The following is an 11,000-nucleotide window of genomic DNA, read 5'->3' on the forward strand; positions in this document are numbered from 1 at the left end:
GGACGCTCAGGCGTCCGGGTCGATCACGGCGACGCGGACGGGCCGGAGCACGCGCTCGCCGATGCGGTACCCCGGCTGGAGCACCGTGCCGACCGTCGGCTCGGTGACGTCCGCGGAGTGCGAGTGCATGAGCGCCTCGTGCACCGTCGGGTCGAACACCTCACCCTCGGCACCGAACCGCTCGATCTTGAACCGCGCGAGGGTCGACTCGAGCTTCTCGGCGATCGACAGGAACGGGCCCTGCAGGTCGCCGTGCTGCCGGGCGAGCGCGATGTCGTCGAGGACCCCGATGAGGGCCTCCGCGACGTCGGCGACGCCCTGCTCGCGTGCGACGAGGGCCTCGGCCTTCGAGCGCTTCACGTAGCCCGAGTACTGCTGCTCGAGGTTGTAGTAGGCCGCGTTGCGCCGCTGGAGCTCGTCGAGCCGCTCCGCCGCGAGGGCCTCGGCCGCCGCGACGGCGCCCGTGTCGGGCGTCTCGAAGTCGAGGTGCGCGACGGGGTCGTCGGCGCCTGCGTCGGCAGCAGCCTCCGCCTCCTCGGCCGGGGTCGGCTCCCGCAGCAGGCCCGTCTCCGGGTCGATGCGGCGCTTGTCGGTGAACCGGGGGGCGCCCTCCGCGGGGTCGGGCTCGCCCGACCCCGCGTGGCGTGCGTTCTCGTTCGTCACTTGCGCTCGTCCTCGTCCACGATCTCGGCGTCGACGACGTCCTCGTCCGCCGGGGCGTCGCCCGCGGGGGCGGCACCCTCGGCCGGGGCGCCCTGGGCGTCCGCGGCGGCGTTCGAGGCGTAGATCGCCTCGCCGATCTTCTGGCTGACGGTCGCGAGGTTGGCCTGCTTGGCCTTGACCTCGTCGAGATCGGTCCCCTCGAGCGCGGTCCGCAGCTCCGCGATCGCGGCCTTGACCTCGGTCGAGACGTCCTCGGAGACCTTGTCCGCGTTGTCGGCGAGCACCTTCTCGGTCGAGTAGACGAGCTGCTCGGCGGAGTTGCGGGTCTCGGCCTCCTCGCGGCGGGCCTTGTCCTCGGCGGCGTGCGCCTCGGCCTCCTTGACCATGCGGTCGATCTCGTCCTTCGGCAGCGCCGAGCCGCCCGTGATCGTCATCGACTGCTCCTTGTTCGTGCCGCGGTCCTTCGCGGACACGTGCACGATGCCGTTCGCGTCGATGTCGAACGTGACCTCGATCTGCGGGACGCCGCGCGGCGCCGGCGCGATGCCGGTCAGCTCGAACGTGCCGAGCGGCTTGTTGTCCCGCGCGAACTCGCGCTCGCCCTGGAACACCTGGATCAGCACGGACGGCTGGTTGTCGTCGGCCGTCGAGAAGATCTCGCTGCGCTTGGTCGGGATGGCCGTGTTGCGCTCGATGAGCTTGGTCATCACCCCGCCCTTGGTCTCGATCCCGAGGCTCAGGGGCGTGACGTCGATGAGCAGGACGTCCTTGCGCTCACCCTTGATGACACCGGCCTGCAGCGCGGCGCCGACGGCGACGACCTCGTCCGGGTTGACGCCCTTGTTGGGCTCCTTGCCGCCCGTGAGCTCACGGACGACGTCCGCCACGGCGGGCATGCGGGTCGAGCCGCCGACGAGGACCACGTGGTCGATGTCGGAGAGCTTGATGCCGGCGTCGCGGATGACGGCCTGGAACGGCGCCTTGGTCCGCTCGAGCAGGTCCGCCGTCATCTGCTGGAACTGCGCGCGCGTCAGCTTCTCGTCGAGGTGGATCGGGCCGTTCTCGCTCATCGACAGGTACTGCATCGAGATGTTGGTGCTCGTCGCGGACGAGAGCTCCTTCTTCGCCTGCTCGGCGGCCTCGCGCAGACGCTGCAGCGCGATCTTGTCCTTCGACAGGTCGACGCCCGAGGAGTTCTTCACCTGCTTGATGAGGTGCTCGACGATGCGGTTGTCCCAGTCGTCGCCACCGAGGCGGTTGTCGCCGGACGTCGCGCGGACCTCGATCGTCGAGAAGTCGTCGTCCTTGCCCACCTCGAGGAGGGACACGTCGAACGTGCCGCCACCGAGGTCGAAGACGAGGATGAGCTCGTCCTCCTTGCCCTTGTCGAGCCCGTAGGCGAGGGCCGCGGCCGTCGGCTCGTTGACGATGCGCAGGACGTTGAGGCCCGCGATCTGGCCGGCGTCCTTGGTCGCCTGGCGCTCGGCGTCGTTGAAGTACGCGGGGACCGTGATGACCGCGTCGGTCACCGGCTCGCCCAGGTACTCCTCGGCGTCGCGCTTGAGCTTGCCGAGCACGCGCGCGGAGATCTCCTGCGCGGAGTACTTCTTGTCGTCGATGCCGACCGACCAGTCCGTGCCGACGTGGCGCTTCACGGAGCTGATCGTGCGGTCGACGTTGGTGACGGCCTGGCGCTTGGCGACCTCGCCGACCAGCACCTCGCCCGTCTTGGAGAACGCGACCACCGACGGCGTCGTGCGCGCACCCTCGGAGTTCGCGATGACGGTGGGCTCGCCACCCTCGAGGACGGACACCACCGAGTTCGTGGTGCCCAGGTCGATCCCGACTGCTCGTGCCATGTGCGTGTGCCTCTTCCTTCGGTGGTCCTGCTGCGTGCGGTGCGTGTCGGGCTCGCGGCGGGTGTCGCCGCCCTGCGCTGCGCCGGGGTGGGCGCGGGTGGGTGGCGGGCCGTCTTGAGCCTGCTGCGCTCAAGTCTGCGTCGCGGCGGGGTGCTGCGCAAGTCCGCGGACGTGGAGTTGAGCCTGCCTGACTCAACTTCAGGCGCGGCGGGGTTGTTCCCGGGCCGCCGCGCACTCGCCGTGCTCATGGTGCTGTTGTGTAGGAAGTCATCTGACCTGTCGTCATGTCATCGTTCTGTCATCGCGATGTCGCGTTGTCTCCGACGTGTCACCCTGGTTCGCAGCAGCGCGGCCCCGGATCACGCCGGGCATACCTGCCGGCCGCCAGCCGGGCGCCAGCCGGGCGACGACGTCGCCGAGCTCACCGTCCTCGCGCTCGTCGTGCCACCCGTCCGGCGGGTCGCCTTCGAGCGGAGCCGGACGACGTAGGTCGTGCACGCCGAGGGCAAGGCCCTGGAGACGGTGCCGGCTCCGCCGTCCGCTCCGCGTGGGCGTGCGGCCGACGGGTGTCGCACGTCTCATAGCCTCGTCCGAGCTGCAGGCGACATGCTGACCCGATGAGCGCACCCGAGACGTCGGACGGTCTCGCTGAGCAGCTGGCCAGATTGTTCGTCAGGTATGACCCGCTGGAGCCGTGGTGGACCGAGAGCCACTACGACGACTCCTACTGGGACAAGGAAGCGCTCATGCTCGCGGACCGCCTCGCCGGCGCCAGGTCCGTCAGTGATGTGCGAGCCGCCATCCTCGCGGTGCTCGCCGTGCCCTTCCCGAGCGCGCGCGTCGATGACGGGATGCTGCGTGGCGACAACATCGGCGCTCTTGCCGAGGCGACATGGCACCTCCTCTGTTTCCGCTGCAGACGCTCCGCGGCGACGTCCTGAGGATTCGGACAAGAACGTGAGATGCGTCGCGTCTCGCCACCTTGTCCACTCGCAGGCCAGACACTCGCACCCTGCACAGGTCGCGTGAGTTCCTACAGTGCGCGTGGGATCTCATCTGAGCAGTCCCAATCTCAGGCACGTATCCCAGGAGGATGCTCGAAGGCGTGGCTCATGCCCCGTACATGACCGCAGCGGGGAGCGAGTTCGAGATCGCCTTCTCGGAGGTCGACCGGCGTCAGGTCGCGTTCGGCTCGCTGTTCCGGATCCCGCCGTCGTACGCAGGTCAAGCAGCTGCCCCGGGGCGGGGTCACAGCAGGTCCGCGAGCAACCTCTCGGGTCGGTGCAGGACGTCGTACGTGCACCCGGCGTCCACGCCGACAGTGAGGGTGGCCGAGGACCGGTCGGTCACGACCGTGCCGCCGCGCGCCGCGACGTTCTCCGCGACGAGGGTCGCCACGTCGGTCCGCGTCGCTCGTCGCGCGACGAGCGCGCGCGTGAGCCCGCCGACGAGCGCGCCCTCGCGCTCCACGCGGGCGTGCGGGCTGCCGGGCAGCCGCAGATCGAGGTGCACGATCTCGCGGGCACGCACATCGACGAGGAACGGCACGACGGTGCGTAGGCCGCCGGTGATCGGGAACGCGCCGGCCACGGCCGCGGGGTCGAACGCGGCGCGGGACCGGTCGGCACGGTCCCGCAGCATCCAGCCCGCCCACGCCTCCTCGAGGTCGTCGAAGCGCGGCCCGGAGTACCGGAAGACCGCCGGCGCGAGGTAGCGCCACCGCTCGACCTGGGGACGTCGGGCGGGCGCCGCCCGCACGACCGCGCGGCGCCACCACGGTCGGCGCGCCCCCGCCGGATCGCCCTCCGGCTCGCTGGGAGGCGCGGAGCCGGCCTCGGCGAGCGCCACCAGGTCCACGTCGAGGAACTCCTCGGCTCCCGCGGGCGCCGAGGTGACGTCACCGGAGTGCACCATCACGCCGGAGCGCAGGCGCGTCCAGCTCACGTGGTCGACCACGGTGAAGTCCTCGTCGAGCGCGAGGCACGAGAGGTCGAGGTCGCTGGCCGGGTGCCTCCAGTGGACGAACAGCCGCAGGACGGCCGCGTCACCGAGGGGCAGGACGCTCCCGCGCTCGACCTGGACGAGCCCCGCGGCCGTGGAGCGCAGCGCGTCCGGCACGAGCACCCGGTCGAGCCCGTCGGCCACGTGCACGCGCTCGCCGGCCCACGAGCCGCGGCCCGCCAGCTGCGTGCGGACCGCGGTGGTGAGCGCCTCGAGCAGTCGAGTCCGCAGCTCGTCGGGCAGCGCGAGGTGCCCCGGGGCGCGGGACACCGGCAGCGCCGACCCCGACGGCGTGACGGCGACCCTCGGGTACGTGCGCCCGTCGTCGTCGACGCTCGCGCGTGCGGTCAGGAGCACCCGCACCGGAGCGCTCGCCGCGCTGTCGGCGAGCGCACGCACGAGCGCGTCCTCGTGACCGGGCGTCCCCGCGGCGAGCGCCGCCAGCCGGCGCAGCGAGCGGATAAGCGCGCCTGGGGACTCGCGTGCCAGGAGCGCCACCGCGGCCGGGTAGTCCTCGACGAGCAGGCGCTCAACGCGCGAGGCGAGCGACGTCGGATCGTGCCGGCTCGCGCGCAGCCGCGCGACGACCTCGCGGGTGCGGGGCGCGTCGTGCTCGTTCACGTGCAGTCCACGCGCGATCGCGAGCCAGAGCCCGCGCCGCCGGAACACGTCGCCAAGCCGGTCGGAGCGCTCGAGGCACGCGACGACGATCCGCCGGTCGCCGCGGGAGAACCGGGGGTGGCGCACACCCCGACGGAGCGCGACGTCGGTGCCGGTGAGGTCGGCGAACAGCCGCAGGAGGTCGTCGGGCGTGAGCCCGAGCGTCGGCAGCGCCGCGCGGTCGGTCTCCCACGCGAGGCGCGTCAGCAGCGTCCGAGTTTCACGGAAGCGGATGGTCGCCGGATCGACGTGCGCGACCCCGAGGAGCCGGGTGAGCGCGGCGAGGTCGGCGCGGACGTCCTCGCGCAGCGAGGCCGCGGCGGCGAACGCCTCGCGCATCCACGTCCGGAGGGCGTCCTCGGCCTCCGCCGGGTCGACGACGCGGACGGTCGACCACTCGACGTGGCCGTCCGCGGGCAGCACGTCCTGGCGTACGCGCGCGAGCACCGCCGCGGGGACGTCCTGGGGAACCGACGACGCCGGCCACCAGCCGAGCGAGGAGAAGTCGAACGCGGCGAGCACTTGCTCGGCCGTCGGGTCGGCGACGCCCGCAAGGCGAGCCCAGCCGAGCACCGCCCGCACCGCAACGTGGTCGGCCGCGGGCAGCGCGTCCGGGAAGCCGTCGAACAGCGGCGCGTAGGCGCCGCTCTGGCCGCGCCGCTCGCGCACGTGCCGCACGACGTCGGGCACCCGGGCGACGGCAGCGTCGGTGAGCGCCTCGGGGTTCGCGACCGCCACACCGACGCGTGCGAGCTCGCCGAGCGCGACGGCGACGACCTCGGGCGCCGCGCCACCTGCCGGCGTCGTGGGCGCCGCCAGCAGTCCGAGGCGGTCCAGCGCGATGCGCTCGACGTCGTGCACGGCGTGACCCTCCTGGTGGCGGACCCCACCGGGGGCCGGGACGACGATGGCCGGCGCCCGGGTCGGGCGCCGGCCGGTGAGGAGATCGCCCGGGCGGGGACTTTGACAGAGTGGCGAAGTATGCCCGGGCCAGGCCTCAGCACTCATCGTGCCCGAGCGACGACGTGATTTCCTCGGTTTTCCGTGGCAGCGCCGCTCGGACAGCAGGCCCGCCCGGGCTGACACCGGGACGATCCGCGTCCACTGACCGGTGCGGAAGCGGCTCGAAGACGAGCGCACCAGAGGTGGCGATCGCCCCGTCGCTGCTGCGATCCTCCGACCGTGACGAACGAGCCGTGGTTCCAGGATGCGTCGTGGGTCCGCGCGGCGTTCCCGGTGGGGCTGCGCCCAGACGCCGCCGAGGTCGCACAGGCACTCCCGCCGCCCGACAATCCCTGGGGCGCCAGCACCTACACCGCCACCCCCGACACCGTCCCTGTCGTGCTCGACGGGGAGGTGCTCGCTTTCCCGTCCCGCATCTACCACGGCGTCCTGCCCGCGGACACATCGTTCGTCATGTCCCTGTCGCCGGCCGTCACCGCGTGCGCGTACACGCGCCACCACGACGGCCACGTGCGGCAGCGAGCACTGCGCACGCTGCTGGACGGACCATGGGCGCTCCAGCCGTGGGTCGTCCCGTACGTCGTCAAGCTCGTGGACGAGTACGTCGTGGAGATCGTCGACGATGTCGCCGCGTTCCTGACGGAGGTCGACGTCGAGGTTTCGCCGCAGCAGCGCGGCCTACGGGCGGGTGCTGGCGCAGAACCCCGAGATGCTGCGCCTGCTGCGGGCGCGGGCGGCCAGCTACTGGGACTGCTACTACCGCCGGCGCCACCGCCGCCTTGAGGAGTACCCGGGGCACCGCCTCGCCCTGGCCTTGTCCCGTGCCGCGGCGTTCGAGGGGGCACCGTGGCCGCCCCCTCGGCCGTAGGCACGCCCGCGGCGTGAGGCGGAGCGATCTGAGGATTCGGACAGATCGGTGAGACGAGTCGCGTCTCAGCCACCTGTCCTTCAGCAGGGCAGGCGAATCGCGCGTCGGACAACCCTCGCGCTCCTACAGTTGGGTTCGAGTGGCTGATCGACGCCGGACCTGAACGGTCCCGACGAGCCGCGACGACCGGGCGCGTTGCGCGCTTCGGCGACCAGATCGTGGCACGCCGCGGCTGCGGCCGGTCAGGTGGACGTCGCGGGTGCAGGACGCGCGACGACGCCAGACTGGCGTGGTGCCGAGCCGCCGTCGCATCCGTGTCCTGCTGATCGTCCTGACGGGGACGATCGTCGTCGTCGCGCTCGGGGCCGCGCTCGTCGAGCGCGGCCTGGTGTGGCCGAACCGTCTGTTCGCGGCGCGCTACGACGTGCGGGGGGTCGACGTCTCGGCGTGGCAGGGAACCGTCGACTGGCCGGCGATCGCCCGGCAGGACGTCGACTTCGCGTACGTGAAGGCCACCGAGGGCTCGTCGTTCGTCGACCAGGAGTTCGAGGCGAACCTGCGCGGGGCGCGTGAGGCCGGGCTGCTGGTCGGTGCGTACCACTTCTTCAGCTTCGAGAGCAGCGGCAGGGCGCAGGCGGAGCACGTGCTCGCGACGGTGCCGGACGACGAGGACCTGCTGCCCGTCGCGATCGACGTCGAGTACTACGGGACGTTCCACGCCGACCCCCCGGACGCGTCGCAGGTCCGCCCGGAGCTGACCGCGCTCATCGCGACCCTGCGCGACCACGGCATCGAGCCGATCGTCTACGCGACCCGCACCGCGTACGACCGGTACGTCGCCGGCCACTTCCCGGGCACGCCCCTCTGGATCCGGTCGGTGATCGTGCCGCCCACCGTGTCGGACGACCGGGCGTGGACCTTCTGGCAGTACTCGAACCGGGACCGCCTCGACGGGTACGACGGCGAGGAGCCGTTCATCGACATGAACGTCTTCGACGGCGACCTCGACGACCTGCGCGCCCTGCGGTAGGCCGGGCGGAGGCAGGTCACGGAGCGCGCTGCGACTCGGACAGAACCGGCGAGTTCCTCCATGTGAACGCTGACCTCCCGCTGGATCAGTCGAGCTCCACCGACGTGTCCCGCGGGTACTGGCCGCCGGCGAGCTTCACGAGCTGCGCGTGCGCGTACTCGCAGACGAGCGCGTGGCGGTACACCATGCGCGGCACGTCGACGTTCGAGTCCATCCAGAGGCTCATGCCGGCGAGCTTCCAGTGCCGGAAGGTGTCGTCGCCGGTGACGACGGCGAGGATCTCGAGGAAGGAGTCGTCGAACCTCATCGAGTGCACCGCGCGGCGGTACTCGTCCGAGGTGAGCGCCACCGAGAACGGGATGTTCATGAAGCAGAGCGCCGTCTGGATGTCGAGGCGGACCAGTCGCCGGCGGTGCCGCTCGGCGTCCAGCGGCGGGATGTCCAGCTGGCGGAAGTCGAGCGGGTCCCGGGCGACGAGGGGCACGACGTCGAGCGCGATGAGCACGTCGTACACGTTGACGTCGTGCTCGACGACCGCCTGGTCGCCCAGCTCGGACAGCGACTCGGGACGCAGCGTGACGGGCTCGATGCCGACCGGGGTGTTGCGGATGATGAAGTTCACCAGGTTCGTCTCGATGACGAAGTGGCGCAGCAGCAGGTCCACGGCGTCAGGTGACACGCACCGTCGCAGGAACCAGACGCACAGGAAGTCCATCGTCCCCAGCGGCATCCACCGGAAGGGCAGGACGCGCTTCAGGAGACGGATGATCGTGACGAGCACCCGCGAGAGCACCCGCGCGAACGGGTAGAGCCAGCGCCGGGACGGACGTCGCTGGTCGTCGATGATCTGCCGCACCACGGCCCGGTCGAGCGGGACCGAGGGGTCGGCGAAGATCGCCTCCCACATGCTCGGGTCGGAGCGGACGAACTCCGCCACGTCAGCGGTCCAGCTCTTCCAGCTGCAGCGCGTACAGCCGGGCGACGACCTGCGCGCACCGCACGATCTCGTCGGCGGTCGCCTCGTCGATCAGGCCGGACGTCAGGATCGCCTCCATGTCGCCGGTGTGCGCGCCGTCCGCCTCCTGGTGGTACTGCAGGAAGTGGACCTGGTTGTCGGCGAGGCCGAGCACCTCCTGGAACCGGGCCGCCCACTCGGCCGCGCGGCGAGCGCCCAGGCCCTCGATGACGAACATCGCGCCGAGCAGACCCGCGGGGTTCGGCTTGCTGGCGTAGGTGAAGAGGTAGCCCGAGAGGGCCTCCGCGCCGACGTTCTTGCGACCGGCCCGCAGCTCCTCCCGCGAACCGCCCAGCGCGACGTAGTCGCGCTCGAGCAGGAAGTGGTCCCGGTGCTCCTCCTCGGCGTGCTTGATCGCCGCCGCCCGCAGCTCGAAGTGGTCGATGTCGAAGCTGGACGCCGCACGCGAGATCCACGGCGAACCGTCGATCACCTGCTGCCGCAGGTTGAACAGCAGCCGCATGTAGTCCTCGAGCGTGACGGTCCCGTCGTCGAGCCGCTGCAGCACCGGCACCTTCGCCAGGTGGTCCTCGAGCTCGAGCCAGACGTCGGCGAGGCGATCGAGGAGCGAGCCGCTGGCAGGGGCCGACCCGGTGGCCGTCGACGAGTCGGTCGAGGTGGCGGTTGTCATGACGATGCTCCTTGCGGATGGGACGGGGCGACCACGGTGAGCTGGGCGAAGGCGAAGGAGAAGCGGCCGGACTCCGGCACCGCGAGCAGGATGGTCTCCCCCGGCTCGAACCGGCCCGTGCGCCACGCCTCCTCGAGGGCGATGAAGATGCTGGCCGACCCGGTGTTGCCGCGGGTCTCGAGGTTGGAGAACCACCGACCGGTGTCGAGGGAGGGGACGCGACGTCGCAGCGCATCGAACGCGACATCCCGGAAGACGTTGGTGCTGTAGTGGCAGATGACGTGGTCGAGGTGGCGGACGTCGATCAGCCCGATGTCCACGAGCTCCTCGAACTGCGCGATCCCGGCCTCCGCGAGCTCGTCGAGCATGCCGACGTCCTGCCGCAGGACGAACATGCCGGCGGCCTGCGCCTCCGCGACGGCGACGTCCTGCCAGGTGCCGCCGACGTGGGGCTCGTCGCCGCTCATCCCCGCGCGCATGCACACGGCGTGCTCATGCGCGAGCGACACCTGCCGTATCCAGTCGACCCGCAACGAGAGCCTCGTCGGGTGCGGCTGGAACTCGACGACCACGGCCCCCGCCCCGTCGGAGAGCATCCACCGCAGGAAGTGCGCGTCCATGCCGGCGCGGAACCCCTCGTACCGACGCTGCCGCAGGCTGCGGCTCGGCAGCTCGGAGGCCACGACCGCCCCGCGCGGGTGGTCGCCGAGCCGGACCTTGCTGACCACGGCATCGAGCGCCGCCATGCTCGACGCACACACTCCGGACGCGGACAGCAGCTGCATCGGCCCGCCGCCGAGCCGGCCGTGCACCATGCTGGCGAAACCGGGCACGAGCACGTCGCCCATGGTCGTCGCCGTCGCCAGCATCCTCAGGTCCGAGGGTCGGATGCCGCGATCACCGAGCGCCGCGTGGAGCGCCTTGACCGCGAGCTCCTCGTTGAGCTCGGTGGGTTCGCCCTGCTCGTCGAGGGCGTAGTGCCGCTGCCTGATGCCGTTGGACGTGAGGATGCTGCGGCGGATGCGTTCCGTGACGACGTCGTCCCCGCCGAGCCGAGCCGCCATGCCGTCGTTGTCCACCGGAGGGCCGGGCAGGTAGCGACCGAAGCCCGTGAGGTACGCGCGCGCGGTCGTCGTCATGGGGGGAGCCTAGGTCCGACGCGCCGCCCCGCCGGTCTGCCTGCCGGTCTGCCGGTCTGCCGCCGGGGCGAACCCCTGCGTCGGGAGCGAGGCGGTCGAGTGCCAGCCGTCGGGCCGGGTCGCGCCCGCCCTGCACCCACCCGGGTGCATCGTCCGCTCGCACGACCGCGG

Annotated in this window: 9 protein-coding genes; 3 read left to right on the forward strand and 6 right to left on the reverse strand. The window is 71.8% G+C overall.

Annotation, left to right across the window (positions count from 1 at the left end; translation table 11 throughout):
* Positions 1-6: 6 nt before the first annotated feature.
* Entirely contained in the window at positions 7-663 is a 657-nt protein-coding gene (gene grpE / locus ACWFNE_RS00495) for a nucleotide exchange factor GrpE (protein ID WP_452120491.1), read from the reverse strand.
* Positions 660-2,522, reverse strand: a complete 1,863-nt coding sequence (gene dnaK, locus ACWFNE_RS00500; protein ID WP_452120492.1) for a molecular chaperone DnaK — start codon at positions 2,520-2,522, stop codon at positions 660-662. Before dnaK ends, grpE begins: the two co-directional genes overlap by 4 nt.
* Before the next feature lie 617 nt (positions 2,523-3,139).
* Between dnaK and ACWFNE_RS00505 the strand changes: the two genes are divergently transcribed.
* Entirely contained in the window at positions 3,140-3,463 is a 324-nt protein-coding gene (locus tag ACWFNE_RS00505) for a hypothetical protein (RefSeq protein WP_452120493.1), read from the forward strand.
* 307 nt (positions 3,464-3,770) lie between these two features.
* On the opposite strand, the gene ACWFNE_RS00510 is transcribed toward ACWFNE_RS00505, so the two are convergent.
* Positions 3,771-6,044 carry a hypothetical protein gene (locus ACWFNE_RS00510; protein WP_452120494.1) on the reverse strand — a complete coding sequence of 758 codons (2,274 nt, stop codon included), beginning with the start codon at positions 6,042-6,044 and terminating at the stop codon, positions 3,771-3,773.
* A gap of 321 nt (positions 6,045-6,365) precedes the next feature.
* Between ACWFNE_RS00510 and ACWFNE_RS00515 the strand changes: the two genes are divergently transcribed.
* A complete protein-coding gene (locus ACWFNE_RS00515) occupies positions 6,366-6,929 on the forward strand; it encodes a hypothetical protein (RefSeq protein WP_452120495.1) in 564 nt (187 codons plus the stop codon).
* Between the two features lie 377 nt (positions 6,930-7,306).
* Positions 7,307-8,044 carry a GH25 family lysozyme gene (locus ACWFNE_RS00520; RefSeq protein WP_452120496.1) on the forward strand — a complete coding sequence of 246 codons (738 nt, stop codon included), beginning with the start codon at positions 7,307-7,309 and terminating at the stop codon, positions 8,042-8,044.
* An 85-nt stretch (positions 8,045-8,129) separates the two neighbouring features.
* Here the strand turns inward: ACWFNE_RS00520 and ACWFNE_RS00525 are convergent, their stop codons facing one another.
* Genes ACWFNE_RS00525 through ACWFNE_RS00535 form a run of 3 tightly spaced genes read right to left on the reverse strand, consistent with a single transcriptional unit; the run spans position 8,130 to position 10,829 of the window.
* A complete protein-coding gene (locus tag ACWFNE_RS00525) occupies positions 8,130-8,981 on the reverse strand; it encodes a DUF6999 family protein (RefSeq protein WP_452120497.1) in 852 nt (283 codons plus the stop codon).
* Between the two features lies 1 nt (position 8,982).
* Complete coding sequence (locus ACWFNE_RS00530) at positions 8,983-9,690, reverse strand: iron-containing redox enzyme family protein (protein WP_452120498.1); 708 nt, start codon at positions 9,688-9,690, stop codon at positions 8,983-8,985.
* Positions 9,687-10,829, reverse strand: a complete 1,143-nt coding sequence (locus ACWFNE_RS00535; protein ID WP_452120499.1) for a 3-oxoacyl-[acyl-carrier-protein] synthase III C-terminal domain-containing protein — start codon at positions 10,827-10,829, stop codon at positions 9,687-9,689. The genes ACWFNE_RS00530 and ACWFNE_RS00535 overlap by 4 nt, the downstream gene beginning before the upstream one ends.
* Positions 10,830-11,000 lie beyond the last annotated feature (171 nt).

It is taken from the genome of Cellulomonas sp. NPDC055163, assembly GCF_053607065.1.

Coding starts and splice junctions, on each gene's coding strand:
- dnaK (WP_452120492.1), bottom strand. CDS start 2,522: ATGGCACGAGCAGTCGGGATCGACCTGGGCACCACGAACTCGGTGGTG.
- ACWFNE_RS00530 (WP_452120498.1), bottom strand. CDS start 9,690: ATGACAACCGCCACCTCGACCGACTCGTCGACGGCCACCGGGTCGGCC.
- ACWFNE_RS00505 (WP_452120493.1), top strand. CDS start 3,140: ATGAGCGCACCCGAGACGTCGGACGGTCTCGCTGAGCAGCTGGCCAGA.
- ACWFNE_RS00535 (WP_452120499.1), bottom strand. CDS start 10,829: ATGACGACGACCGCGCGCGCGTACCTCACGGGCTTCGGTCGCTACCTG.